The sequence below is a fragment of the Pleomorphochaeta sp. DL1XJH-081 genome, assembly GCF_049310885.1.
Taxonomy (GTDB): Bacteria; Spirochaetota; Spirochaetia; order Sphaerochaetales; family Sphaerochaetaceae; genus CAYZJV01.
Window position 1 is genome coordinate 1 of sequence record NZ_JBMDYO010000002.1, and the last position, 26,699, is coordinate 26,699.

A 26,699-nucleotide genomic window follows, 5' to 3' on the forward strand; every position below is an offset into this window, starting at 1 on the left:
CTACAGGATTGGACCTGCCATTTCCATATCTATTTCACCTGCTCTTCCCCCCCAACCCCAGAAAAACTCACTGAGCCGTCTTTTGCGCACTGCCCTCCTTAACCCGCATCAAGTGACTTTCAACGGAGCAAAGCATGCGCTGTAGTTCATCCTTCGCAGATATCAACATATCTGCAGGGTAGTCGAAACCCTTATTTCCCCATTCATTCTCAAGACTTTCTAATCCAATACGTATCGCATCTCTTCTTTTATTGACAAGACTTGTGTTCTTATTTTTCTCACCCACACTTTTGGATGCTTTGGTAAGCTTATGTAGAGTCGATCCCAAAGATTTACGTATCAAATCACGAGTAGTACTATCCACGGTCGCCATGTAGGTACCGTCGGAAGACTTCCAGGCCTTCTTCCATGTTCTTACGCCCAAAACCAATCCTAAAACGATCTATTGGAGATTCGGCAAGCGGAGAACGATAGACTTTTGGTGGAAGCAACAGTACCCCGCTATTTTTGAGAAGATCCTCACAGAAAGCGTCAGCGCCCTCTAATCCTTTGTAAAGAGGGTACCCAACACAACCACCGTCAGGACGTTTCCATGAAAATAGCTCGGAAAACTCCGTAAAAAAAGCATCAAGTAGTTGGGCATTATGATCCACAAGGGCTCTATTTCGTTCAAGAATGCGATCCCTAGCTTTCAATGCAATAGTCGCAAGAAATTCACTTGGAGCAGAATTGCAGATCGAGAGGTAGTGTTTATACCGTTCCATTCGCTCGAGAAGTTTATGGTCCTTGGTAGCAATCCATCCGATTCGCAAGCCTGGCAATCCATAGGCTTTGGACATGACATTGAGCGAAAGCCCCTTTTCGTAAATATCCGCGACTTGAGGCAACCGCAATGAAGAATCCCGTTCAATAAGTCGATAGACCTCATCGCTGAACAAGTAGAGACCTCGTTCTCTGCAAAGATTCACCAAGTCATCTAATCGATTTCGCTCCAAGATGACACCGGTGGGATTGTGTGGAAAGTTGATCGATATCAATTTCGTATTCGGCCGTAGAGAATTTCTGATTTCATCGATATCCAGTTGCCATCCATCCTCCGGTCTGAGAGCTACTCCGGTAACCTCACAGCTCTCCATCGGTATAGTCTCCGAGGCCTGATAATTGGGAACTACCACAATCGCGTGATCCTCTTTGTCCAGAAGCACCTTCATTGCAGTATAGAGTCCCTCTTCGGCACCAGCGAAGCAGAGGATGTCCTTTGCATTGATCTCGTCATATGTATGGGCTATCTCTTCACGTAGTGCTGGAGAACCGAGAGTCTCGGTATAACCGAGCCAAAGATCGTCAAGAGTAGCCTTTTGTTCTACCGAGGCCATTTCCAATAACTGTGCTATACTCATACTCTCGATATCGGAAGCTGTCATATGATATCGAGCACGAAATTCCCACTGCGCTAAATAAACCTCAAGTTCAAAATTCCGCACGTAATCCTCCTTTAAACCAAGGTGCCTGGTACCAAATATCAGATTTGGGACCGTGGTAAACGGCCTCTAAAGCGATATCTATGGTATTGATCTCCATTTTAAGTGATAGTTGGCAGATGATAAACCCTTCTAGTTTCTTTAATGAAACACCTTCACATCAATCTATTGCTCTTAACTATTATTTACCTATCATAGCAATAAATTTACATTGGATTCGGGCCAATCTATTTGAAAAGTCGTCTCATGAATTTCCCAAAACCCCTACCTACGACCTTCCTACCTGCACGTTTCGCCATTTTTCTAGGACTCCCCGAAGAGACTGCTTGAATATCACCAAGTATTCGAGCAACTCGATAGAGAAAACCCCTTGTCTTATGTATACCCAAAATCCTCCTCCTATCAGGTACCGGGTACTGTTGATTTTACGTGATAACAGAATCATGATAAACCCTCTGTTTACATCAATCCTCATCCGCATACTGGAGCCAGTGTTTCGAATGATTTACTTTTTACTACCTCCTCATACTCATCCATGGTATAACCTACGTAAAACACCAGAGGGGAGGCTTGATGAGTCTATACACACTATTTCATCCGCCTGTGTTCCAAGGAAGGAAAAAGAATAAGGCCTATTTCGAGGGCTGGTACTTTAAAATGGTAAAAGATGGACAAGTACTCGCTATCATTCCCGGAATCTCTTTGGAATCTGAGGGAAAGAATAGGCATGCGTTCATCCAAGTTTACAGTAGTGCTTCACAAAAAAGCTGGTACATTACCTACCCCTTCGAGAGCTTCCATGCCGACAAGAGAAACTTGGATATTAGAATTGGAGAGAACCATTTCACGACCAACTCCATCTCCCTTCACATTGAAACAGAGGACCTTAGCCTTGCCGGACAGGTCAACCATGAAAATATCAAAGCATACCCGGTTACCATCACGAAACCTGGAATCATGGGCTGGTATGCGTATGTCCCATTCATGGAATGCTTCCATGGTGTAGTATCAATGCATCACTCGCTACAAGGAACATTGTTTTTGAATGGAGATCTGATCGATTGGTCTCAAGGAGATGGATACATTGAAAAGGATTGGGGAACATCATTTCCCAGTTCTTGGATATGGATGCAGTCGAATTGTTTCCCCTCTAAAGGAAACGCGTGTATGCTATCGGTAGCCAATATTCCATTCCTTGGAAAAACCTTCACAGGCTTCCTCGGTTTCGTATTCGTAGAGGGCCGTCTGATCCAATTCGGAACCTATACAGGCGCAAAGATCGTAAAACTTCAAAACGATGGGAAACAATCCGAGGTAGTAGTAAAGGATAAGAAATATACAATACGGTTTCTCGCAGAACTGGGGCCAACAGCCCATTTAGCAGCTCCACGCCAAGGAAAGATGGACCGCAAAATCCAAGAAAGCATAAAGGGGTCTATCTACTTGGAAGTAATCGACCATCGGAAAGGCTTTACCATCATTCAAGAAACAGGTAGCCATGCCGGAATTGAGCTGTGCCTGGCACCGTATATTAGTTCTGGAACCAACGAAATCCGCATATAAAGCAAAGAAGAGAACCCCCGGTTAGACTGATGTGAAACTAGGGGTCTTGTAGATACCAAAACCAATAATAATGTTCGATTTTTCTGATTAAGGTACCAGATTGCCACTCCACTGATCGTATTCGGCAATTTTATCAATGGGCTTTCTAATACGGGATGAGAGTTCACTCTCTCTATGTTTGTCGTTGAGGGATCCGATGTCCCCAGGATGGCCAACCACCATCATGATCTCTAGGACATACTCAGCATCGATTCCAAGAACCTCTTTAGCCTTATCGGCATTGAAGCCTACGATTGGATGTACATAGAGGCCCTCTTCAACCGCTTGTAGCTGATATGCCATAGCCGCCATTCCTAGTTCAAAAAAAGCGAGATCCCTACCACCAATACGCATACTCCAATCGGGATGGGTCACGAATGCAGTAATCACAGGTGCCTCTAAAGCCCAATAATTTCCTTTCGAGAGCGTCTCTTTTAGTGCTTCCAGCTGCTTCTTGTCGGTTACCGTAACCATTCTCCATGGTTGGTTGTTGGCACTCGACGGCGCAGTATGGGCAGCTTCAATCAACCTCTTCAGTACATCGGCGGAAACCGATTCTGGACCGATTGCCCGGTAAGCCCTTCTCTTCTCAATCGCTTGTAGCATTGCCATGGGATTCTACTCCTGTTTTCCATATTTGTATTATGTACAATATACAGCAAAATTCGCTCATCGGCACCTATTTCGATTCGTGCCAGTTACTGATATACTTAACCTGGCACCTTGGAGGAAGTATGAACTGGACAATTGAAGACGCCAACGAACTCTACCGCATAGACGAATGGGGAAACGGCTACTTTCATATCGATGACGACGGAGAAGTACACGTCCGATTGAAAGGAAAATCGAACGAATCATCCATCAGCCTGAAACAGATAGCGAGCGGACTACAAGAAAGAGGAATGAAACTCCCCGTATTGCTACGATTCAGCGACATCCTTGATGACCGAATCAAATACATCAACGAAAGCTTCTCCCAATCCATAACAGAAGCAGGCTACCAAGGAGTATACCGCGGAGTATATCCCATAAAGGTAAACCAACAACAACAAGTCATAGAAGAGATCTGCCACTTCGGCAAACAATACCACCACGGCTTGGAAACCGGCAGCAAAGCCGAACTGATCGCCGCACTAGCCTACATGGATGACCCCGAAGCCTACCTCATCTGCAACGGATACAAAGACGAAGAATACATAGACCTAGCCCTACGTGGAATACTCCTCGGCATCCAGACTGTATTGGTAGTGGAAATGCCGGGAGAAGTCACCGTAATCATAGAGAGAGCCAAAGAACTCAACATAACACCCAATATCGGCGTCCGAATGAAACCCTCGACCGTCGCAAGCGGACACTGGACCGATAGCGGAGGCGACAGAAGCTCCTTCGGCCTGAATACCACCCAGATCATACAAGTCGTAGACCAATTGCGTGAAGCCGGAATGCTCGACTGCCTGAAACTCCTACACTACCACCTCGGCTCCCAGATCCCCAATATCCACGACATCCGCATAGGAGCGACCGAAGCTTCCCGATTTTATGCCGGACTGATAAAAGAGGGCGCACCCATGGGCTTGCTCGACATTGGTGGAGGATTAGCCATAGACTACGACGGCAGCAGCAGCAATTCCAGCAACAGCAGGAACTATTCCATGAAAGAATACTGCGACGATGTGGTTGAAGAGATCATGACTATCTGTAACGAGACAAAGATCCCTCACCCTACCATCATCAGTGAATCGGGAAGAGCCCTCGTAGCTTACTACTCCGTATTGCTGATGAACATATTGGACACCAACGTATTCCGACCGAATATGGATTACGACCCCATGGACACCCAAAGTGGAAAACCGATGCCCGCATTGGACAACCTACGGTATGTGAAGAACATGCTCAATGAAAAGAACACCCAGGAATGCCTGAACGACCTGAACTACTACCGCGAAGAGATCAGAAATAAATTCCTCTATGGAAAAGTCGATATGCGCGAAAGAGCAGCCGCCGAACACCTGTATTGGACCATCATGGCACAGATATCCGAAATAGCAAAAGGACAAGAGTACCTACCACCCGAATTGATGAACCTAGATCACCAACTCTCCGATATCTACTATGGAAACTTCAGCGTCTTCCAATCACTACCCGACGTGTGGGCAATAAACCAACTCTTCCCCATCATGCCAGTCCATCTGCTCGATCAAAGACCAACTCGTCATGCAATACTCAGCGACATTACGTGCGATTGCGAAGGGAAGATCGATGAATTCATTGGCAGATCGGAAATCCAGAACACCTTAGAGCTGCATGCACCACCTGAAGATGACGACTACGTACTCGGCGTATTTCTCGTAGGAGCCTACCAAGAAACCCTCGGCGATCTGCACAACCTGTTTGGAGATACGAATGTGGTGAGCGTAACCTATGACGAAAGCGGCACGTTCAAACTCCACAATGAACTCGATGGCGATACCGTCGCCGATGTACTCAGCTATGTAGAGTATGAACCAAAGAAATTGGAAGCGCTTATCAAAGATAAGGCCGAATCGGCAGTACGGGATGGAAGAATATCTCCCCAGCAACGAAGAAAAATAATCACCACCTATACCGCAGGATTGCGAGGATACACCTATTACGAAACCGACCAGGAGGATTGACCGACAATGGAAAAGCGTATGAAAAAAAGACTAATCATAATTGGAGCCGGAGGAGTCGGCAATGTCGTGGCAAAAAAGTGTGCAAGAATGGACGATATCTACGAAGAGATCCTCCTTGCCAGTAGGACCGTAGCAAAGTGCGATGCCATAGCCGCAGAAGCAGGTCCGGTACCCATGAAGACCGCCGCAGTAGATGCCGATTCGGTTGAAGAAATGGTCACCTTAATCAAGCAGTTCAAAGCCGACCTATTAATCAATGTTGCCCTTCCCTACCAAGACCTACCGATCATGCAGGCCTGTCTACAGACAAAGATCCATTACCTCGATACCGCGAACTACGAACCGAAGGATAAAGCTGAATTTGAGTATTCTTGGCAGTGGGCATATCAGGATCGATTCGAAAAAGCAGGACTTACCGCATTGTTAGGAAGTGGATTCGACCCCGGTGTGACCAATGTATTCACAGCCTATGCAGCAAAACACTACTTCGATGAGATCCACTACCTCGATATCGTAGATTGCAATGCTGGAGACCATGGGAAAGCCTTCGCAACAAACTTCAACCCCGAGATCAACATCCGAGAGATTACCCAGAACGGGCGCTATTGGAAGGATGGCACATGGATAAAGACAAAACCCTTAGAAATCCACCAGGATATCGAATACCCACAAATCGGAGCACGCCCGTCATACCTGTTATATCACGAGGAACTCGAATCGCTGGTACAGCACTTCCCCACGATCAAACAAGCTCGCTTTTGGATGACCTTCGGACAACAATACATCACCCACCTCCAGGTACTGCAGAATGTGGGAATGACCAGTATCGAACCCATCGAGTTCCAAGGAATGCAGATCCAGCCGCTCCAATTCCTCAAAGCCGTCCTTCCCGAACCGTCATCGCTTGGAGAGGGATATCAGGGAGAGACCAGTATCGGAGTGCAGCTACGGGGAATAAAGGATGGTAAAGAACGTACCGTCTATATCTACAACAACTGTAGCCACCAGGAGGCATACCGGGACACCAAAGCACAGGCTGTCTCTTACACAACCGGAGTTCCCGCCTCAATAGGAGCACGGCTGATGGCGCTCGGGACTTGGCTTGAGCCAGGAGTGTGGAATATGGAACAGTTCGATCCCGACCCGTTCATGGAACTATTGGGAAAACTGGGCCTTCCTTGGGAGATCGAAATTGATGGAGAACTCGCTTTTGACCACAAGGAGTAGCCGATGCTAGATAGTTCCATGGTGGAACGGACTCCGGCATTCGTCTTGGAGTACGATCGATTTAAACAAAACCTCGCACTCATCGATAGCTTGCAACAGCGCATTCCAGCGCGCTTTCTCCTTGCGCTCAAAGGCTTCGCCATGTATGAAGTATTCGAGGAGATCGCAAAGGTCGCCTCTGGTGCTACCGCGAGTTCACTCAATGAGGCACGGTTGGCGGGAGAATACTTTGGTGAGGTGCATGCCTATTGCCCAGCCTACAATCCGCGGGAATTTCCCTTCATAGCAGCTATCGCTAAGCACATCACATTCAACAGTATAGCCCAGTACGAGCGCCATAAAACCGGGCTTGGCAGGGCAAAAGCCGGCTTGCGCATCAACCCCGAATATTCCACCGTAGAAACCGCTCTCTACAATCCTTGTATCCCAGGCTCCCGACTCGGAATTCCGGCATCCCAACTACAGAGCCTTCCTAAAGGTATCAGTGGACTGCACTCCCATAACCTCTGCGAGAGTGGAGCTGAAGAGTTACAAGGAACCCTAGGACAGATTGAACGACTCTACGGACATCTGTTGGAGGATATCGCATGGTTGAATCTGGGAGGAGGACACCTGGTTACCCGTAACGGTTATAACCAGAACCTTCTGGTCAAGACACTCACCGACTTCCATGAACGCCATCCTCATCTCGAGTTGATCCTTGAGCCAGGGGCTGCTTTCGTCTGGGAAACGGGGGTATTAGTCTCCGAGGTTCTCGATATCGTAGAGAATGAAGGGGTCATATCGATCATGATGGACACATCATTCGCAGCCCATATGCCCGATTGTCTGGAAATGCCCTACACGCCACGAGTGCGGGGAATGAGAATACGCCAAGCTAATGAGAAACCAGCTAATGATGAACAGATAATCCAGTTTGGTGGTAGCTCTTGTCTTGCAGGAGATTGGGTCGGCCAATACATCTGCAAAAATCTTCCTCAAGTCGGCGATAGGATAGTGTTTGAAGATATGATGCACTACACCATGGTCAAGACAACCATGTTCAATGGGATAGCTCTTCCCGATATCGCTATTTTCGAAGAAGGCGCTTACCGTGTAGTAAAACGTTTCTCTTACGAAAACTACAAATATCGACTTTCATAAGGAGACATACATGCGGCATCCGTGCTTTCTCGAATCAGAATTCCCCCAGACAACGAGTAAAGATGCACGTTTTCACATCATTTCGGTACCGTTAGAGAGAACTGTCTCCTACAAAGGCGGGACCTCCAATGGGCCGGCTGCCATCATCGCAGCATCCTCCCAACTGGAACGATTGGTGGAAGGTCTGGGAAGTCCAGGAGATCTTGGAATACACACCCACACCGCTATCGATTGTTCGCCCATGCAATCCCCGAAAGAGATCTTTTCAGCTACTGCAACGCTCATGAGAAAGGTAAGAGATCAGCAAGGAGTACCGATCCTTTTAGGAGGAGAACACAGCATCACCAATGGAGCAATTGAGCACATGGTGGCTGAAGGAGTTACCGATTCGGTAGGAATACTCCAGTTCGATGCTCATATGGATTTACGCGATACCTATGAGGGTACACCCGATAGTCATGCCTGTGTCATGCGAAGAGCGGTCGAACGTGGAATCCGGCTGCATCAGGTAGGAATAAGGAACTTTTCTGAAGAGGAGTTACGAGCAAGAGAGACCTATGGAGTATCGCATCATGATGCCTCCGAAATCTATCGTCTCACAAGAATGGATCAAGGTCTTTCACAAATTGGACTACCGTCGGATTTCCCGAAAAACCTCTACATTACCTTCGATGTCGACGGTTTCGATGCCTCTCTCATGGGTGCAACTGGAACCCCCGACCCGGGCGGTCTTTTTTGGTGGGATGCTATAGAACTACTTTATCGACTGACCGAAGGACGCACGATACTAGGTGCCGATGTTGTTGAACTGGCACCGGTCGGACTCTTGCACCATTGTGATTATACGGCAGCCAAACTCACCTACTTTCTCATGGGGCTTATAGCACAAAGAAACCGATACCCTCATGATCGTATTTCTTCTTGACCAAGTCCAACGCCCGCTCAATCAACTGAACAACGTGATCCTCGCAATACATGATCAATAGAAAGTTCTCCTCTGGCCATACCGCATCGCCAAGCTTGGGCGTCGTATTTCCCCAACCATGGGCGGTAGGGATTATCGTGTAATGTGCAGGCACTTCGAAGAGGGCGAATGCATCCAAGATATCCTGTTGTACCGCTTGGGCTGCCATAATTTCCACTCTACGCATCGTAGGCCTCCTCTTCCACCAGATTGGCGATATTCTCGATATCCCGTTTTACCTTGTCACGGTTGAACAGCCTGTAGAGCGTCGGAGTGAGGAAAATGGTCATCACAGTACTAACAGCCATACCACCAATGATGGTCTGTCCGATCGGCTGGATCTGTTCGGCGCCTTGGCCTCCGAAGAAAGCCAAAGGGACCATACCGAAAATAGTTGTGAGACTGGTCATCAATATCGGTTTCAGACGGCTTCCACCAGCCTCTATACACGCAGTCCTGATATCCATCCCCCTCCTTCTCAGAAGATTGATATACTCGATCAATACGATTCCGTTGTTTACCACAATACCTGCAAGAATAACCGTACCGATAGCCGAAATCAGACTGAAGGCTTCACCAGTGATCAGATATATGCCAACGATACCGATAAGCATGAGCGGCATGGAGAGCAAGATGATAAACGGATTTCTAAATGATTCGAAGAGACTAGCCATAACACCAAATACGAGGACGACGGCCAATGCGAGGATGATACCCACATGCCGGAACATCGCATTCATATCGGCAAAATCTCCACCGAATTCTATGAATACCGAATCATCATGGATCAGATTATCATCTATCAACGTTCGAATAGCGGTTTCAGCCTCGGATGACGAATAGCCATCTGCCAAACCTCCGACAACGTGGACGGATCGCATCTCATCCTCCCGATTAATCGAGACTGGACCGGTAGACCGACTGATGGAGGCGAAATTGGAGAGGGCGACACGCTGTCCGGTACTGCTTCTTACGAAAATCTTTTCCAGATCCACCTGTTCCGAACGATCCTCCTGTCGCAACATCACAATGACATCGGTCTCACTTCCATCAGCTTTAAGCTGTGTAGCGGTGATTCCGTTAATGCTATTGCTCACCTCTGCTGCGATGCCCTGCATAGTCAAACCATAGGCATAGGCACGTTCACGGTCGATCTCTATCTCCATCTGGGGAAGACCTTCATCGAAGTCGGTCCTGACTTCGGTGACCTGAGGCAGATTCTCAGCGATCAGATCCCGAATCTCTTGTGCAGTTGCAGCTGCGACATGTAAATCATCAGACTTCACGATCACATCCACAGGGTTCATATTCCCTAATCCCATAGACATGGAGGAGAAAGAGAATGATGCTGCAGGATAACCACCGAAATAGACTCTCAGCTTCTCTTGGATCGTCTGCATATCGTCTATCTGGTCATCACCTTCAGCCAACGTTATCTGGATCGATCCACTGTTGGTACCTCCATTGCCGAAGATTCCTCCCCCACCGGTAGTCACAATGATATCCTTGAATCCTTGGATATCCTCTCTCGCATGGGCTTCAATTTCACGCAATACCGCCTCTGTGGCTCCCAAGGTCGTACCTTGAGGTAAGGTTACTTGGAGAGAAACGCTTGTTTCGCTCATGGTGGGATACAATGTGGTATTCATGGCATTGAACGCCTGGAATGTGATTACTAAAATGATCGCAACAAAAAGTACGGTGAGCCATTTGTAATCGATACATACAGCTAGGACACGTTTGTAGCCCCTATCTAAGGCTTCGAAAGCCCATTCCATACCGAAGTCCATCCAACGCAGTAATCGGAGCCTGAGCGGCTTCTGTTTCCTGGTATAGATCTTCACATAGCTACTGGTAAGTACTGGAATGAGTGTAACTGAGACTACAAGAGACGATAACAGAGAGATGATGATCGTACCTGCCATAGGAGTTAAGATCTCTCCCAACATCTCCAGATTGTTACGTAAGAGGACAATGGGAACAAAAACACATACCGTGGTAAGGGTCGATGCGGCAATCGCCACAATCATCTCCTTTGTCCCCAACAATGCGGCGGTCTTTAATTTGGAACCACGCTCTCGGTATCGGAAAATATTTTCCAACACTACGATCGAACTGTCGACGGTCATTCCAAGACCAAGTATAAGACCGGTGAGTGTCATCAGATTCAGAGAATAATCGAGGAAGAACATTACCAGAACTGTAATGAGCATCGATATAGGAATCGATATGCCGATGATAAAGGTCGACTTTAGGCTTCTGAGGAAGATGAACAACACCACCATGACCAAAGCTACTCCGTAGAGGAGAGATTGATAGACGGTGTTAATGGTACTGTCGATCATTGTTGTGGTATCTACCGTTACATAAAGGCCGATAGATCCGGGAAGATCGTTCTCCAATTCAGCAATCGCCTCTCGTACTGCTTCAGCTACCTGGACACTGTTCGCATCCGACTCTTTGGAGACAGAGATATATACTCCCGGTTCACCGTTTATATAGACTTGGCTTTCCGCCTCCTTATATGCAAAGGAGACCTCTGCCAGATCGCCTACAGTCACCACTGCTGTATTAATGACCTGTCCCATGGCATTCATCTGCGGTACAGCAGTCACCATGGTTTGTCGTATCTCATCCAGATTAGTGAATTCGGCATTTGTTCGTACGAGGTAATCGATATTTCCTTCGGTAATCGTTCCACTTCCGATCTGATAATTCTGTGGATTGAGGACCTGTGCTACCTGTGACAAGGTCACACCATAGGCTTCCAACCTATTCTGGTCAACAGCAACCTTCACAAAGGCATCCTGCCCACCACTGACCGATGTTGTAGAGACACCGGACACACGATCGAGTCGGGTCTGCACGATATCCTGTGCTACGCGTCGCAAATCGTTGGCGCTCTGGCCAGAGCGACCGATTACCGCAATATTCATCACAGGCATCATATTGGTATTCAGCTTAAAAATAGTTGGGGCCGATGCTCCATCGGGGAGAATGTCGTTTATGAGATTCAGGTTGTCATCGATTGATCGGGTGGCTTCATCCAGATCTGTACCGTAATCGAACTGTATCATCACCATGCTGAACCCTTCCGAAGATGTGGAGGTCAAGGTATTGATTCCCCCGACATTGGAGATTACCCCCTCTATCCTCTTGGTAACCGTCTCCTCCATTGTTTCTGGACTTGCCCCACTGTATGAGGTGAAAACGACAACCATGGGAAGATTAATCTCGGGAAACAACTCGACCGCTAGGTTGGGAAGAACCACGAGGGCAAGTGCTGTTAACAGGATATAAATGACTATGATGGTGGTAGGTCTATGGACAATGGTATGGGTAAGACTCATGTACTATCCCCTTTACTCAATCTACAATCCGGACAGAGGCTCCGTCAGTAACCAATGTCTGTCCCTGAACAACGACCATAGTGCCTGTGGCCAAGCCTTCGACCACCTCCGCCTTCTCATCCACGACAAGACCTAGGGTGATATCGTTTCTCTTAGCAATATTGCTTTCATCTACAACGTATACGTAGGCCTGGTTACCGTCATAGAGAATGCTGGATCTTTCAACTACAATCGCATCTTCCACTTTCTCGGTATAGATGATTACAGAGGGAAACATACCTGGCTTAATCAATTTCTCCGGATCATCCAAGGTTATGCCAATTTCACGTGTCCTTGTCACTGGATCCAAAACGGGACTCAATCGTGTCACTGTCCCGGAAAACTGCTCCCCGGGATATGCTTTGAATTCAGCTGTAGCCTCTGTCCCGATACCGACCTGTCCGATATGACGTTCGGCAATGGCTACTTCGACTTCCAGACTATCGAGCATACCAAGGCGGATCAATGCAGCTTGAGGCGATACCGATGCTCCGTAAGCAAAATTGACAGCAAGAACGGTTCCATCCACTGGTGATTTCACCACAGTCTCCCTAAAATTCATGCCCGGTCGTGAAGGGTCGATTCTTGCGAATTCCTGATCGACGGTAAGAATATCTCCCACTTGCACATCAATGAAGGAGAGTTTTCCCGCCACCTCTGGATATACATCCACAGTCTTGGTATCAACAACATTTCCGTTCGCTTTTATATACGAGCGCAGGTCGTCTCTCTCTACAGGGTGAACGCTTACCGAGAGTATGCTTGCTCCATCCTCTACTTCAATAGTACTCTCGGCCTGACCGGGAAGAAGTTGGGATAAATTCTCAAACGGATTGATTACGGCGACAACAATCGCCGCGACTATAAGAATCAAGATAATGATAAGGCCTATGCGGCTCTTTTTTGGTTTCTGTTGATTGCTCATAAAAGCAAACTCCTTTGTATCGACTACAATTGTTCTATATCGATTTGCAGATCGTAAGCGAGGTCAACCAAGGCACTCGCATACTGGTAATGCAGATAGACGATTTGCTGTTCTACGGAGAACACATCTTGCTGTGCGTCCTCTACGGTAAGGTTGTCGGTATATCCAGCTTCATACTGCGTTAGGTACATCTGGTATACACGCTGTGCAAGTTCCAGATTGGCCTTTGCTACCTGCATCTGATCCTTTAGGTTCTGCAGGGTATTCACCTGGGTGATGATCGACTGTTCCAACTGTACTTTCGTTTGTTGGCGATTGAGCTCTAGTTTGGCTAGATTGTCTTCTATTTTGGCCAGAGAGACTTGGGTTCGGCTTCCGGGTATATGGCCATCGAGTGGTATGGAAACGGAGACGGTATATGTTGCAGAATCTGAAAAGATTTCGTTGAACCTATCTTTAGTACTCGAATTCCATAAGTTTAAACCATATTGGGCTTGAAGCATGAGTGAAGGCATCAAGTCAACCTTCTTCTGGAGCGCCATGGAATTTTGCATAGCCTCCCGATTCAATCTCATTAAATCCATACTATAGGTAGTTTCGATGTTTTTCTTCAAATCATTAACCGATGTTGAGAGCTCTACATCTGGCAACTCACCCTCCACGGCAACCTCTGCTTCGAGCGGGAGGCCAAGAAGCACCTTGAATGCCAACAGCTGACCTTCATAGGCATTCTCGCTTTGTTGTAAAGAGGGTCGAAGTTGCTCAACACTCAACTGGGCAGAAAGAACTTCGATCTCAGAGGCATAACCACTTTCAAAGTTTACCAAAGCCTTCCCATACTGTTTTTCAGCTAATGCAATATTCTTCTCTTGGAGTTCCAAGTTGGTCGTTTCAGCTAACAGATAGTAGAAAAGCTTTGTGACATTTCGCTCAACTTCCGAAATTGCCTGCTGGTAGGAAACCTGTTGGATCGAATAGTTTAAGCCATGGGAATCGAGTTGGTTCTTTAGAGCGGGATTCAATTGGAACTGGACAGATAAACCTGCGGAAATACCATTATTACCATTGGTTCCTGCTTTGATTATAGGATTATCCTGAAAAACAACTGCTGAACCACTATTACTCAGTGTTGCGTTAACCGAGGGTAGAAAAATATTCCACGCGGTATCTACATCCCGTTGGGCACCCTTTAGGTCAATCGCACTCGACTGAAGATTGATGTTGTTCTTACGAGCCATCTCAATGGCTTCAGGGAGTGTTACAGTTATTTCAGCTGCCTGTATGGTCGAAATCGCACAACACGATAGAAAAAGAAGTGCGTAAAGATAATGCAAAGTTTTCATAATGAATTACAGTAAAACTTACTCGCAATTTAATCAATAATTAAGGAGCAATTGAAATGTATCCATTATGAAACACTTTTCTGATTTTACATTATTCTTTAAGAATCCAAACTGTTGAATGGCCTTTCTTTATACCTCTACAAGGAGGAAAGCGGTTGCCCTCTTTCATGGTTACCGTTCTCTTTGGGTGGTCCTTACAAACATATACGCCTGCTTTTTCACAGGGGCTACCAGTTTTTGTACGAATGTCTTCATCCTCTTCAGGAAAGGCTGTCTTCTCTTGTTTTTCTGGTTCAGCATTCAATGGAGCACTTTCTTCGACATGAGGGATGACCGGAGAACTGTCTTTGCTATTCTTCTCCTGTAAATATTTGAACCACACCATAGCGATCAAAGCCAAAATAACTACGATGGCGAAAATATTCATCGTGGTGTTCGCCCCAGAGATTAAGAGGATAACAATAAGTACGACTACCAATCCTATAGTCAACAAAACTGGTTTCTTAAGCAATGCATCCATAATACTAAGCCTCCTGATTTTTGTGCGTATCAAACTTAACCGAGAAAACGGCTCTTCGAACCCACAACCTAGAGGTAAAGCATGTGCAAAAGGGTCAAACGACCATCCTATCTCAATTCCAATTGTACACTACGTAACGAAAATACACAAATGGAAACAATACATGTAAAACAGCCGCCCATGTTACTGGGCGGCTGGGAAAATCAGTTACAAGTACTTACTTGCTGTTGTACTTCACCATATAGTCGGTAAAGACCTCATCCAAACCAGGACCGTACATCACGATCGGCTTGTCGAGCATAGTGTATCCATCACCACCAGCGGCCATGAAGTCATTCGTAGCCAGCTTGTAGGTAGCGTCACGATCGATACTCTTACCATTGATAAGGACTCTCTTGATCCTACTACCAGGATCGCTGAATCGGCTATAGATGATTGCCATATTGGCAGTCTGCGGGAAGCCACCATTAGCTTCGGGCAATCTGGAATAGCCCCATTCGAGTGCATCATAGATATCCTGACCGGTAACTTCAACGACCACGACGGTATTGTTGAACGGCAAGACAGTAATGATGTCACCACGACTTACATCGCCTGCGGCAATCGAAGCTCTAATTCCACCACCGTTTGTGAGAGCAGCATCTGCACCAGTAGCCTCAACCATGGACTTGGCAATCATGTTACCAAGATTGGTCGGCTTAGTTCTGACGTTCTGACGCTCGCCTTCAAGCTTGACGGGAGTGTAAGCAACAATTTCGCTGGTAATAGAGTCCAACTTGGCTTTCTGCGATTCGACATAAGCAGTCACAGTAGGATCGGCCGGGACTTCGGTAATACCGAACATCTTAGCATAGTCGTTCTGTGAAGGATCTGCGACATCGGAAGCAGGAATCAGTAGAGCAGTCTCTCCGGCAGCCTTGCCATTGCGAACTGCAATCTCAACCAGACCAACGCTCTTCATGTATTCGCCGGCAGAGACAATCAATGTATCTCCGACCTGCATACCATTCTCAAGCACTGAGTGGCTGTGGCCATCTACGATCAGATCAATACCCTTTACATTTTCAGCAAGCATCTTGCTTGTCACGCCATAGGATCCATCCTCATCGAGTCCGAGGTGAGCAAGTGCAATGACATAATCTGCACGATTGCGAACCTCATTCACAAGAGCTTGGGCTCCATAGACAACAGCATCACTCATGAAGGAGAGTCCCTCAACATTCTTCGGATGAGTCTTGGTTTCAGTATCGGGTGTTGATACACCGATTACACCAACAGTAAATCCGTCGAAGTAGTAGAGCTGGTAGGGTTGGAAGACCATCTTACCATTCTCATCCATGATATTTGCGGCAAGAACGCGGAGATCAGAATACTGCTCAGCAAGCTTTGCAGCTTCGATCAACCTATCTTTACCATAGTTGAAATCGTGGTTACCGGGAACAACTGCATCGTATCCGAGAAGATCGAGCAGCACAGCACTGGTCTCACCTTCGAACAAGTTGGTGAGCAACGTACCATGAGAGACGTCACCAGCATCGAGCAAGAGATTCTTGTTCGTCACTGAACGACCCATGTTCACCAAAGTCGCGAGCTTGGCATAACCGACTTGGCTATCGCTTCCCTCGATACGGCCGTGCACGTCATTGGTGTGGACCACGTAGAGATTGAAATTCTTTTGTCCATCGAAAGACTTGACGATGACATCTTCATCAACATCAGGCTTTGCAGGGGCTGCTGGGGCTGGAGCTTTGGCAACTTCTTCCTTAACTGCTTCGGCCTTTGGAGCGGCAGGAGCGGGTTTAGGAGCGGTAACCTTAGCATAGGCACCCTTGACCATGTCGATAAATCCAGCTACTTCAGCGTCAGCGGGCACATAGCTGATACCAGCCCATCTTGCCATAGCGCTTCTTGAAGGATTGTCAACATCTGTAGCATTGATGCGGAGAGGAGTAACACTGGTTACTTCGTCATTCTTCACCTGAACTTCTACAACACCAACACTTGAGAGTTTCTCTCCAGCATTGACGATCAATGTATCGCCGACACGCTTTCCACCGGCGGGAGCCATAGCATCTTTACCGTCAACGATCAGATCGATACCCTTAACGTTCTTTGCAATAGCTTCACTGGTGATTCCATTTGCATTGCCGATATTTCCGAGAACGACGACATAGTCGGCGATTTCACGGACCTGATCGACTGCGAACTGGGCATTATCAATAATATCCTGGCTTAAGAAGGAAAGACCACGTGTTCCATCTACGGGAGCGGTGAGACCAGCGACTGCAACAACAAAATCGTTGTAGTAGTAGAGCTGGTAGGGTTGGAATACCCATTCACCCTTGGAATTGAGCACATTGGCACTAAGGACCTTAAGATCGGTGTTCGCTTCGGCAAATCTAGCTGCCTCAATGAGGTAGTCACTTCCGTATGCGAAATCTGCAGGACCCGGAGCCACTGCATCATATCCGAGCAGGTCGAGCATGGCACCGGCAGGCTCACCATAGAATTTTTCTACGATTGGGCTTCCGCTGGCGACATTACCGGCATCGAGCAACAAGGTCTTGTTGGTCAAAGAACGGCCGAATTTAACACCGGTTGCTAGACGAGCATAACCGATACCAGAATCGAGTTGACCCAAGACATCGTTAGTATGAGCAATATAGAGGGCAAAGTCATTGTAACGGTCGTTCGACTTGACCACCATATCTTTGGTAGGAGCCTTACGCTCTGCAACCACTGGCTTGATCTCTTCGATAACTACTTCAGGTGCAACCCAAGCCTCGACTACCTCTTCTTTTGGAGCGGTAACCTTAGCATAGGCACTCTTGACCATGTCGATATAACCGGCGACTTCAGCATCAGCGGGCACATAGCTGATTCCAGCCCACTGTGCCATAGGAGATTTCGCAGGATTGTCTACATCGGTAGCATTAATCCGAAGAGCACTTTCTCGGGTTACTTTGTTGTTCTTGACGTGCACTTCGACCACGCCGACACTGGAGAGCTTCTCACCAGCATTAACAATCAGAGTATCTCCAACCTTCTTTCCTCCGGCGGGAGCCATAGCGCCCTTGCCGTCAACAATAAGGTCGATTCCCTTTATGTTCTGTGCAATTACTTCGCTTGTAATACCGTTTACGTTACCGATATTTCCGAGCAGAACAACATAATCTGCCATCTTTCGGGCCTGATCAACCGCATATTGGGCCGATTCGATAACCGCAGGATGCAAGAAAGAGAGATCTTCGGTATCTGCCGGGGGTGCAGTTACACCAGCTACAGCAACAACAAAACCGTTGTAGTAGTAGAGCTGGTAGGGTTGGAAGACCCATTCGCCCTTGGAATTGAGCACATTGGCACTGAGGACTTTAAGGTCGGTATTTGCTTGGGCAAACCGTGCTGCCTCAATGAGGTAGTCGGCTCCGTATGCAAAATCGGCCGGTCCGGGAGCCACTGCGTCGTATCCGAGCAGGTCGAGCATTGCGCCTGCGGGTTCACCGTAGAACTTCTCAACCATCGCGCTTCCGCTTGCGACATTACCGGCATCGAGCAACAAAGTCTTGTTGGTCAATGAACGGCCAAACTTGACTCCGGTCGCCAAACGCGCATAACCGATACCCGATTCCAATTCGCCGAGCACATCGTTAGTGTGGGCGATATAGAGATCGAATTCGGTGAATCGGTCGTTCGACTTAACCACCATATCCTCAGTCGGAGCCTTGCGCTCTACAACTGCCGGGGCAGGTGCCGCAACCTCTTCCATCGGTGGGGTTACCACAGGTTCCTCAACTGGAGCCGGTGCCTCCTCAACTACTGGAGCTGGGGGTGGTGCTACTGGCTCTACAACTGGCGCTGCCGGTTCTATGGCTTCGACTTTTTCAGTTGTGCGGCAACTAATAAAAGCGAATGCAAGCAATACTACCAGCAGTGTCGTGATTAGACTTCTTGAAAGACGTTTCACGTGTTTCCTCCTCATGGACATTCTTTTGAGTCATTATACATCATCACTATAACACACACAGTAAATTCTGGATACAGAAAATTTGTCAATATCTGCCTTGTTGTCGATAAAAACCAACCTCCTCACCTTACAATACTCTGTATATATACCCTTTTAAATACTCAGATTCGGGAAATGAGAGCCTTATTGGGTGGTCCAAAGCTTGTCCCAAAGTCTCCAAAATCTGCACTTCTCTTCCTACATCCTTTGCTGCCCAGGCTAAGACAGTTCGCAATTGTTCACGCGAAACACCACCTGAACAGCTGAATGTAGCGATTATGCCTCCATCACGTATCTTCTGAATAGCCAATCGATTAAGATCCTTATAGGCGCGCAGGGCTCCATCCACCTGAGCTTTTGTCTGTGCCAATTTGGGTGGATCGAGTATGATCAAATCATATAATTGGGAGTCCATATCTCGTAAATACTGAAAGACGTCGGCCTGGATAGCCTTAAGATGCGAAAGCGAATCCTCGGTAATCGTATTTTTCCCAATATTCAGTTTGATATTTTGTGACAACTGCGCGAGAGCGGGAGCACTACTGTCCACAGAAGTTACCGATTTAGCGCCGTTTGCCAGAGCGTGCAAAGAAAAAGCACCCGAATAACAGAAGGCATCCAGTACATCCCTTCCCTTCGCATAAGCGGCAACGCTCACACGATTTTCCCGTTGGTCACAAAAGAAGCCACTTTTTTGACCACTACCGATAGTGATACCATAAACGATATCATGCTCTTTGAAATGGATATGATCGGGAGCAGGGGCATCGATCAATTTCCCATCGACATAATATTCAGTGGATTCTTTCAGTTGTTCGATCCCACCAAAAGAGCTATCTGTCCATACGATGATCACCGATGGATTGAGCATTCTTTGCAATGTCTGTACGAAGAGGAGTCTATGTGTCCATGCAACTCTTGCAGACACGATGCATACAATGCGGTCGCCATAGAGATCCACAGTCAGTCCAGGAATGAAATCGGCCTCACCATGGACAAGTCTGAAGGCATTCGTATGTGTCTGTTTGAACAGATCCAAACGCCTCTGGACCGAAGCACCCAAGGTATCCACCCACCATGTGGCATCGGGAATTTTCGATTTGTCCCAGCTGAGAAGTCGAATGGGTATATGGCTGAGTGCGTCATACCAACCGAAAGCGATAAAACGGCCTTCCCAGTCCTCTACCTGCACGATCGCCGGATCGTTAGGAAGTGATTTCTTAGATTCGGCATCTAGGGCTCCACTGAAGACCCAAGGATGGTGCCGCACCATCTGCTTCTCTTTTCCATTACGGATACGTACTGTAGTGATGGGATGCCCATCTGTGTGAATCAAACCCATACTCTGTAATCTACCTCAACTCATCGGGGAACACAAGGGCTTTACAATACGTAAAAAAAACCTGCACCGATTCAGTGCAGGTTCAATTCGACAATGCCAGGAAAATAGTTTACATCAAATCCTTGGGCTTGCGTGCGGTATTTCCGCTCTTCTCGCAATATGCCATGTGACGAAGCTTACCGTTTTCGAAAACGGACTTCATCTTGATCGTGCCGCCCCAGCGACTTGTCATTGTCTTCTCTCCGCCACGTCGGGCGTTCTTTGAAATAGGTCCTGCCATATGGGTATCCCTCCATCAATCGTTTCAATCAGCTCAAGCTACTATAGCAAATCATACATTTTTCGTCAAAGGTACTGCAAGGCATATCGACAAATATTGTCAAGATATCCTCTTTACCCTACACTCTACCCCATGGATAACAGACGGATATCAGGTAAAAAGATCATACGGGAAATCGCATTGCTACCTACCCATCTCTATAGATTGATTATCTCACCTTGGCTTCCACCCTCCTGCATCTATACCCCTACCTGTTCGAGCTACATGGTTGAATCGGTCCGTCGGCATGGAATTTTCAAGGGAACTGCCCTGGGATTCGCCCGAATCGCCAGATGCCACCATACCTTTTTTTATGGAGGGCCTGATCCAGTACCCGAGGAGTTCTCCTGCGAATCTATCAAGACTCCGTATAGGATCTTCCGTCGTCGAAAACATAAGCATACCCACAAGGAAGATTAAGATATAAACCGAATGAATGGTATGCAAGCAAGCTTTCGTTTCCTGCACTCGCTCGGCAATGTATCCATTTGATGGCTCCATTACACTCACTTCGTTGGGAAATGTAGCCTTAGCTGGTGATATCCTTTACAAAGGTGATCAGTACACGAAGGGCATTCTCATTGTGTCCGCCCTCAGGAATTACGATATCGGCAAATTCTTTCGTAGGTTCTATAAAACTGAAATGACCTGGTCTCACCACCTCCATATACTGGCGTACTACCGATTCCACCGTTCTCCCCCGTTCACTCATATCCCTATTGAGTCGCCTGATAAACCTGATATCGTCTGGAGTATCCACATACAACTTGAGATCGAGAAGATTCCTAATCTGTGGGTCGTAGAGCACCATAAGACCTTCAATAATGACCAATGGGCGAGGATCCACATGTACCCTTTCCTCTCTTCTACGGTGATGAACAAAGTCGTACTGTGGCATATCAATAGCCTTACCCGCTTTCAGATCGCTCAGCTGGCGGTAGAGAAGATCTGTATCAAAGGCATCGGGATGATCAAAATTATAGGCTGTAATATTCTCATTGCTGATATATTCTGCCGAGTGGTAGTAGTTGTCCTGCGGGATGAAAACGAAATCGCTAATCACCTCGCTGATTTTCCTGACTATCGTAGATTTGCCTGAACCCGAGCCTCCGGTTATTCCAATGATCTTCACATCCATTGCGACACCCCTTGTCAAAAACTGCAGCCATAGTAACCGCCTAGGGGGAACCAGGACAAGGGGTCAGCTCATTTTTTCAGGAAAAGTGCTTGTACAGCCCATGCCCGCAATAGCGGGTCCTCGACCATATACCAATTTCTCCCGAAGATCTCCGCAGGATGAATCCCGTCCCTCTTCTTAGGTGGCTCATAAATCTCGTGGTATGGAATCGGAGGCTCGTCACAAAAGAGGATATGATGGATCACTGGGCCGCCATCCACCGAATACCACTCTTCCCAAAAGGAGGCCTCCATTCTGTCGCCTTGGGGAACTGCATGGATGATATGGTAGGGCTTCTTTTGCACCACCATCCACCGATGACCCTCATATAGTTTGATATTATCCTCAGGATCCGGAAAAACCGTTCGCAAAGAGATTCCCAGTTCACCGAACATCTTTGCCATCTGAAACCTGTCTGGATTCTCCACGACATCCTCCCTGAATTGCGGTGACCGCCCGATTTTACCCGCAGTGTACCACGGTTATGATTCAGAAAGAGAGAAAAAAATGTAAGAAGTTTGAAAGAAGTATCGAAAAATGTACTAAGTGCTTGCAGAACCCCTTCTCAACCGTTTCGCCGTAACCGTTCTGCCCGATGTTTGATCCTGCTGATCTTGGCATCAAGATGGTGAATATCAACCATGGAATCGGATATCCGTTTCTTTAGCTCCTCACTCTTTTTTACCACAGAAAGAGCATCAGGAGCGTCTTTAGCCTTCTTTGTGATATCGAAGAGCGATTGCTGAAGACTCTCGTGTTCAGACCGCATTTTCTGCAAATCCTTTTCTAAGCGAACCACTTCCGCATCCATCCGCTCAATCGAATGTTTTCTGATATCACGTAGTGTCATCGGCACCCTCCACAATCTGTCGCAATTATAACACGACAATTACGGATTGATCATTATTCTTTTGCGTAGGCTATCTCGGTAACCACCTGGTGTACATCATTGATCAGGAGCTCTCCAACAGAGACCGCTCCAATTAGTGCAGCTCCAAGTCCAGCTCCGTCGGATACCTCAGGTACTATGGGAGACACACCAAACTGCCGCTCAAGCTCTTGGCGGAACAATCCATTATGTCTAACTGAGCTACCTATGGCGACCAGCGATTCAATGGCGTGGTTACTATCTGATACAAAATCTTTCAGCTCGCCAATGATTCCACGAACGGTTCCTCGCACTAAATTACCGATGGTCAAACTATCGATGCCTATATTCCCAATGTTTCCACGCACGAGAGGATTGCGCCTTGTTCCAGTAAGACGAGTGTCAATTTCCAGTGGTTCGATTTGGCTGTTCTCAGCTCCAACACGACGCATCATGGAGAAGACGGTCTGGTGATCTACCGGATGACCACACTCCGCAACTACAGAGGCAAAAAGTTTTTCGAGCACTTCATACGCCTTTCCAGCTGTTAAGGTAGCCCCGACATGTAGGTAACCCTGCCCCATGAAAGGACGAAGTTCCATCGACTCAGGACAGGCACCTTGATTACTGAACAGGGAAATCTGACCACTCGTCCCAATGCTTACTAGGGCAGCACCAGACCAATCGGGAACCATACCGAAGAAACCTGCCTGGTTATCTCCAACCGGATACGCCACCGGAATGCCCCCTTCACCATATCCAGCTACAGTAAACGGCTCACTTGCACCCAAAAATTGATACGAATCATCTCCATTAACCACTGCAAGAACTGCAGGATCGAATGTAGAAAGGACTGGATCGAATGCCCCATAGGTACCCAAACAACTGGGATCGGAAGATCGGAGCGGACTGCCAATCAGTCTTCCCGTAATGTACTCTAGGATTCCACAGTAGCCAACAGCCTCCTTTGGAACCTTATCCATCCTCCGGTTCGCAAAATGGCAGAGAAGCCCATATCCAGCAGGGAGGAGCGTTCCGGTCTGTTCAAAGAGGGCTTCTTGACTGCTTTTGCCAGCTATCTCCACCATCCCTCTTTGATCCAACCACGTATACAGTGGTGATACGGCCTCTCCCCTACCATTATAATAGAGGATACCATGGACTTGACCGGTCACACAGATAGAAGCGACGGGGTAATCCAAGGCCTCCAAAAGGAGACGAACTTGCCGCTCTATTTCCTGAGGATCTTGTGCATAGGCATAGGGCTCATCATTTAGATAGCGATCATTAGGTACACTACGATAATCGACTATCGACCGTTGCAGCATATCCAAAGCGACTAGAGTAATGTTAGTCGTCCCGATATCCAATCCTACGTGGACAGCGCGCTTATCTTTATTCATATCCATATCCTACCTTTCTATCTTATATCGTCGTATCGCCAAATCGTGTAGACTTTCGCATCACCAAATGTCCCGACAACCGGATTGTCCTACATGGTTGTTCTGGATGATCACGCCGCTCCATCATCATTTTCACAGCCTCCCGGCTTATTCTTTCGGTCGGTTGGGACACGCTAGTCAAGGGGACCCGTATCTGCGCAAGGTAACTCAGGTTATCAAATCCTGCAACAGCTACATCCTTTGGAACCGATATTCCCATCGCTTCCAAAGTCTCTTGAAGAACTATTGCAGTCCCATCATTCGAACAGAGAATCGCCTGCGGCTCAAATGCCAGGACTGTGGAGACGAATCGCTTGTCTTTGGGATTTCCCACATGGACTTTCTCCTCACGAACCGGAATGCCGGCATCGTAAAGGGCTTCACGGTAGCCGATTTGTCTCAATTTTATGGTGTAGGCAGACATGGGAGGGGAAAGGAAATGAATATTGCGTGCATGAGATTCCACCATATGACGGGTCAACAGGTAGCCTGCCTCGATATGGTCAAGACTTACTAAGTCATACCGGCTACGTTGGGGAAATTCATAGAGATCGGAGTCTATCAACACAAGTGGTATACCCGCATTCCTGAAGGTTTCTTCAATATAGTTGTTCGCCCTCTCTCTGAGGGGCGTGTACTCGATTGGAGCGAAAAAAACCCCATCTACCCCTAACTGGACATACTTGTTACAGATCTGCTTGATATCTTCCATAAGATTTACTGATGAGGGAACCACCACGCCACCCCACACCAAAGAACAATCGTAGGTTGCCAGAACCCTTGTCACCTCACTACAGATGATATCGAAGACGTAGTTTCTTCCCAGACTGGGAAAGATGATCCCAAACAGTCCTTTGTTCCGCTCAGGAATTCCATGGGAGTCTCGTTCATCGAGCCCCTTCGATGAGAGGAATGAGCCACTTCCTTGCTTACGTACTATGATATGAGCGCTCTCCAATGCATCGAGAGCTTTTCTTAATGTTGGACGAGAACAGCCATAGTAACGTGCCAGCTCTACCTCTGAAGGGAGACGGTTCGCGATATTGAACTCACCCGCATAGATCCGTCCCTTCAGATTTTCATAGACCATATCACTCTTTTGCACTTTCACAAACAGTACCTCACTCTTCATACTAGATACCTGTATCCATATTTGTCAAATAGAATTTTACATCTTTACCAATCCAGCCAAAGGTAATCTCTCTCCATTACAAAAGTGTCAAGTTGACAGCATAAGACCACTGGTCCACAATACTATACAGAGAGGTATCGTTGTCATGGATATGTTAACAATCAATTACGATAGCTTGTATGATCTCTTCAGGAAAAAACTTCTTTCAGTTGGATTCATCGAGCAGACAGCAGGACAACTCGCTACGATCTTTGCCGACAATACAAGAGATGGAATCATCAGTCATGGGATAAATCGCTTTCCCCGATTTATAGAACAGATTCGTGACCATTCGATCGATATAGATGCAAGACCTACACTTGTACGATCATTCGGAGCATGGGAGCAGTGGGACGGAAACCATGGAGTAGGACCACTAAATGCGACAAAATCCATGCAACAGGCAATGCTTCTTGCAGATCAGTTCGGCATAGGAATGGTTGCACTACGTAATACTACCCACTGGATGCGTGGGGGAACGTATGGACATCTAGCAGCTGAACAGGGGTATGCAGCCATATGTTGGACAAATACGACAGCGAACATGAGTCCATGGAATTCATCCACTCACACAATTGGCAACAATCCATTGGTGATGGCACTTCCTGGAATTGATCATCCTGTGGTACTCGATATGGCAATGAGCCAATACTCCTATGGAAAACTGGAGACCCTTGCCGCCAAAGGAGAGCGACTTGCATATCCTGGCGGGTTCGATAGCGAGGGAAAGCTTACCACCGATCCTCAGAAAATCCTGCAGACATCACAAGTATTACCTATCGGAATGTGGAAAGGATCTGGACTCTCCATCATGCTTGATCTGTTCGCCTCCATGTTGTCCGATGGCGCGAGCACGCCCGATATTCCCACAAAAGAAGACAATTGTTCCCAATTCTACTTGGCAATCTCTCCAGGTGATCACGAAAACAGAGATCAATGGATCCAATCCATACGACACTCCATTAAAGCTATGAAAATCCGTTGTGCCGACCAAGGAGAAACATTCACCTATCCAGGGGAGCATACTGCGTTGCGCAGGAGAGCGTCTCTTGAACAAGGAATTAAGCTACAGCAGTCGATGCTCGACAAAGTTCGCCAGCTCTAGATATCCGAGTTGACATGAGTGAAT

At 47.2% G+C, this 26,699-nt stretch carries 23 protein-coding genes; 7 read left to right on the plus strand and 16 right to left on the minus strand.

Going from position 1 to position 26,699, the window contains the following annotated elements; all coding sequences use genetic code 11:
- Positions 1-67: 67 nt before the first annotated feature.
- Positions 68-373 carry a hypothetical protein gene (locus tag ACODJP_RS04300; protein WP_422478852.1) on the minus strand — a complete coding sequence of 102 codons (306 nt, stop codon included), beginning with the start codon at positions 371-373 and terminating at the stop codon, positions 68-70.
- Positions 357-1,484, minus strand: coding sequence for an aminotransferase class I/II-fold pyridoxal phosphate-dependent enzyme (locus ACODJP_RS04305; RefSeq protein ID WP_422478854.1), 1,128 nt, complete (start codon positions 1,482-1,484; stop codon positions 357-359). Before ACODJP_RS04305 ends, ACODJP_RS04300 begins: the two co-directional genes overlap by 17 nt.
- A gap of 570 nt (positions 1,485-2,054) precedes the next feature.
- Between ACODJP_RS04305 and ACODJP_RS04310 the strand changes: the two genes are divergently transcribed.
- A complete protein-coding gene (locus tag ACODJP_RS04310; RefSeq protein WP_422478856.1) occupies positions 2,055-3,044 on the plus strand; it encodes a tocopherol cyclase family protein in 990 nt (329 codons plus the stop codon).
- Positions 3,045-3,131: 87 nt separating this feature from the next.
- Here the strand turns inward: ACODJP_RS04310 and ACODJP_RS04315 are convergent, their stop codons facing one another.
- Complete coding sequence (locus ACODJP_RS04315; RefSeq protein WP_422478858.1) at positions 3,132-3,695, minus strand: nitroreductase family protein; 564 nt, start codon at positions 3,693-3,695, stop codon at positions 3,132-3,134.
- Positions 3,696-3,817: 122 nt separating this feature from the next.
- Between ACODJP_RS04315 and speA the strand changes: the two genes are divergently transcribed.
- Genes speA through speB form a run of 4 tightly spaced genes read left to right on the plus strand, consistent with a single transcriptional unit; the run spans position 3,818 to position 9,032 of the window.
- Positions 3,818-5,737, plus strand: coding sequence for a biosynthetic arginine decarboxylase (speA, locus tag ACODJP_RS04320; protein ID WP_422478860.1), 1,920 nt, complete (start codon positions 3,818-3,820; stop codon positions 5,735-5,737).
- An 18-nt stretch (positions 5,738-5,755) separates the two neighbouring features.
- On the plus strand, positions 5,756-6,964 hold the full coding sequence (locus ACODJP_RS04325; RefSeq protein ID WP_422478862.1) for a saccharopine dehydrogenase family protein: 1,209 nt from the start codon (positions 5,756-5,758) through the stop codon (positions 6,962-6,964).
- A gap of 3 nt (positions 6,965-6,967) precedes the next feature.
- A complete protein-coding gene (nspC, locus tag ACODJP_RS04330) occupies positions 6,968-8,107 on the plus strand; it encodes a carboxynorspermidine decarboxylase (RefSeq protein WP_422478864.1) in 1,140 nt (379 codons plus the stop codon).
- Between the two features lie 10 nt (positions 8,108-8,117).
- Positions 8,118-9,032 carry an agmatinase gene (speB, locus tag ACODJP_RS04335; protein WP_422478866.1) on the plus strand — a complete coding sequence of 305 codons (915 nt, stop codon included), beginning with the start codon at positions 8,118-8,120 and terminating at the stop codon, positions 9,030-9,032.
- Here the strand turns inward: speB and ACODJP_RS04340 are convergent.
- The 8 genes from ACODJP_RS04340 to ACODJP_RS04375 all read right to left on the minus strand — a co-directional run bounded on the left by ACODJP_RS04340 (position 8,986) and on the right by ACODJP_RS04375 (position 20,873).
- Positions 8,986-9,258, minus strand: a complete 273-nt coding sequence (locus ACODJP_RS04340) for a PG0541 family transporter-associated protein (protein ID WP_422478868.1) — start codon at positions 9,256-9,258, stop codon at positions 8,986-8,988. The genes speB and ACODJP_RS04340 overlap by 47 nt on opposite strands.
- A complete protein-coding gene (locus ACODJP_RS04345) occupies positions 9,251-12,421 on the minus strand; it encodes an efflux RND transporter permease subunit (protein WP_422478870.1) in 3,171 nt (1,056 codons plus the stop codon). Before ACODJP_RS04345 ends, ACODJP_RS04340 begins: the two co-directional genes overlap by 8 nt.
- Positions 12,422-12,437: 16 nt before the next feature.
- Positions 12,438-13,385 carry an efflux RND transporter periplasmic adaptor subunit gene (locus ACODJP_RS04350; protein WP_422478872.1) on the minus strand — a complete coding sequence of 316 codons (948 nt, stop codon included), beginning with the start codon at positions 13,383-13,385 and terminating at the stop codon, positions 12,438-12,440.
- A gap of 23 nt (positions 13,386-13,408) precedes the next feature.
- Positions 13,409-14,728, minus strand: coding sequence for a TolC family protein (locus tag ACODJP_RS04355; protein ID WP_422478874.1), 1,320 nt, complete (start codon positions 14,726-14,728; stop codon positions 13,409-13,411).
- Positions 14,729-14,819: 91 nt separating this feature from the next.
- On the minus strand, positions 14,820-15,248 hold the full coding sequence (locus tag ACODJP_RS04360) for a hypothetical protein (protein ID WP_422478876.1): 429 nt from the start codon (positions 15,246-15,248) through the stop codon (positions 14,820-14,822).
- 217 nt (positions 15,249-15,465) lie between these two features.
- Positions 15,466-19,212: a 5'-nucleotidase C-terminal domain-containing protein gene (locus ACODJP_RS04365; RefSeq protein WP_422478878.1), complete on the minus strand. Its 3,747-nt coding sequence runs from the start codon at positions 19,210-19,212 to the stop codon at positions 15,466-15,468.
- A gap of 127 nt (positions 19,213-19,339) precedes the next feature.
- The gene (locus ACODJP_RS04370; RefSeq protein ID WP_422478880.1) at positions 19,340-20,593 is read right to left on the minus strand and encodes a class I SAM-dependent rRNA methyltransferase; all 1,254 of its coding nucleotides are present in this window, start codon (positions 20,591-20,593) and stop codon (positions 19,340-19,342) included.
- 109 nt (positions 20,594-20,702) lie between these two features.
- Positions 20,703-20,873 (minus strand): hypothetical protein, encoded by a 171-nt coding sequence (locus tag ACODJP_RS04375; RefSeq protein ID WP_422478882.1) that lies wholly within the window; start codon positions 20,871-20,873, stop codon positions 20,703-20,705.
- 132 nt (positions 20,874-21,005) lie between these two features.
- Between ACODJP_RS04375 and yidD the strand changes: the two genes are divergently transcribed.
- Complete coding sequence (gene yidD / locus ACODJP_RS04380) at positions 21,006-21,332, plus strand: membrane protein insertion efficiency factor YidD (RefSeq protein WP_422478884.1); 327 nt, start codon at positions 21,006-21,008, stop codon at positions 21,330-21,332.
- Positions 21,333-21,441: 109 nt separating this feature from the next.
- Here the strand turns inward: yidD and udk are convergent, their stop codons facing one another.
- The 5 genes from udk to ACODJP_RS04405 form a co-directional block, all read right to left on the minus strand.
- A complete protein-coding gene (gene udk, locus ACODJP_RS04385) occupies positions 21,442-22,050 on the minus strand; it encodes a uridine kinase (RefSeq protein WP_422478886.1) in 609 nt (202 codons plus the stop codon).
- Between the two features lie 68 nt (positions 22,051-22,118).
- Positions 22,119-22,517, minus strand: coding sequence for a hypothetical protein (locus ACODJP_RS04390; protein ID WP_422478888.1), 399 nt, complete (start codon positions 22,515-22,517; stop codon positions 22,119-22,121).
- A 137-nt stretch (positions 22,518-22,654) separates the two neighbouring features.
- Complete coding sequence (locus ACODJP_RS04395; protein WP_422478890.1) at positions 22,655-22,939, minus strand: hypothetical protein; 285 nt, start codon at positions 22,937-22,939, stop codon at positions 22,655-22,657.
- Between the two features lie 53 nt (positions 22,940-22,992).
- Complete coding sequence (locus tag ACODJP_RS04400; protein WP_422478892.1) at positions 22,993-24,360, minus strand: sedoheptulokinase; 1,368 nt, start codon at positions 24,358-24,360, stop codon at positions 22,993-22,995.
- Between the two features lie 22 nt (positions 24,361-24,382).
- Positions 24,383-25,531 (minus strand): substrate-binding domain-containing protein, encoded by a 1,149-nt coding sequence (locus ACODJP_RS04405; protein ID WP_422478894.1) that lies wholly within the window; start codon positions 25,529-25,531, stop codon positions 24,383-24,385.
- 145 nt (positions 25,532-25,676) lie between these two features.
- Between ACODJP_RS04405 and yiaK the strand changes: the two genes are divergently transcribed.
- Positions 25,677-26,675 carry a 3-dehydro-L-gulonate 2-dehydrogenase gene (yiaK, locus tag ACODJP_RS04410; protein WP_422478896.1) on the plus strand — a complete coding sequence of 333 codons (999 nt, stop codon included), beginning with the start codon at positions 25,677-25,679 and terminating at the stop codon, positions 26,673-26,675.
- The last annotated feature ends 24 nt before the right edge of the window (positions 26,676-26,699 follow it).

Coding starts and splice junctions, on each gene's coding strand:
- ACODJP_RS04300 (WP_422478852.1), bottom strand. CDS start 373: ATGGCGACCGTGGATAGTACTACTCGTGATTTGATACGTAAATCTTTG.
- ACODJP_RS04310 (WP_422478856.1), top strand. CDS start 2,055: ATGAGTCTATACACACTATTTCATCCGCCTGTGTTCCAAGGAAGGAAA.
- ACODJP_RS04315 (WP_422478858.1), bottom strand. CDS start 3,695: ATGGCAATGCTACAAGCGATTGAGAAGAGAAGGGCTTACCGGGCAATC.
- speA (WP_422478860.1), top strand. CDS start 3,818: ATGAACTGGACAATTGAAGACGCCAACGAACTCTACCGCATAGACGAA.
- ACODJP_RS04325 (WP_422478862.1), top strand. CDS start 5,756: ATGAAAAAAAGACTAATCATAATTGGAGCCGGAGGAGTCGGCAATGTC.
- nspC (WP_422478864.1), top strand. CDS start 6,968: ATGCTAGATAGTTCCATGGTGGAACGGACTCCGGCATTCGTCTTGGAG.
- speB (WP_422478866.1), top strand. CDS start 8,118: ATGCGGCATCCGTGCTTTCTCGAATCAGAATTCCCCCAGACAACGAGT.
- ACODJP_RS04340 (WP_422478868.1), bottom strand. CDS start 9,258: ATGCGTAGAGTGGAAATTATGGCAGCCCAAGCGGTACAACAGGATATC.
- ACODJP_RS04345 (WP_422478870.1), bottom strand. CDS start 12,421: ATGAGTCTTACCCATACCATTGTCCATAGACCTACCACCATCATAGTC.
- ACODJP_RS04350 (WP_422478872.1), bottom strand. CDS start 13,385: ATGAGCAATCAACAGAAACCAAAAAAGAGCCGCATAGGCCTTATCATT.
- ACODJP_RS04355 (WP_422478874.1), bottom strand. CDS start 14,728: ATGAAAACTTTGCATTATCTTTACGCACTTCTTTTTCTATCGTGTTGT.
- ACODJP_RS04360 (WP_422478876.1), bottom strand. CDS start 15,248: ATGGATGCATTGCTTAAGAAACCAGTTTTGTTGACTATAGGATTGGTA.
- ACODJP_RS04370 (WP_422478880.1), bottom strand. CDS start 20,593: ATGGGTTTGATTCACACAGATGGGCATCCCATCACTACAGTACGTATC.
- ACODJP_RS04375 (WP_422478882.1), bottom strand. CDS start 20,873: ATGGCAGGACCTATTTCAAAGAACGCCCGACGTGGCGGAGAGAAGACA.
- yidD (WP_422478884.1), top strand. CDS start 21,006: ATGGATAACAGACGGATATCAGGTAAAAAGATCATACGGGAAATCGCA.
- udk (WP_422478886.1), bottom strand. CDS start 22,050: ATGGATGTGAAGATCATTGGAATAACCGGAGGCTCGGGTTCAGGCAAA.
- ACODJP_RS04395 (WP_422478890.1), bottom strand. CDS start 22,939: ATGACACTACGTGATATCAGAAAACATTCGATTGAGCGGATGGATGCG.
- ACODJP_RS04400 (WP_422478892.1), bottom strand. CDS start 24,360: ATGAATAAAGATAAGCGCGCTGTCCACGTAGGATTGGATATCGGGACG.
- ACODJP_RS04405 (WP_422478894.1), bottom strand. CDS start 25,531: ATGAAGAGTGAGGTACTGTTTGTGAAAGTGCAAAAGAGTGATATGGTC.
- yiaK (WP_422478896.1), top strand. CDS start 25,677: ATGGATATGTTAACAATCAATTACGATAGCTTGTATGATCTCTTCAGG.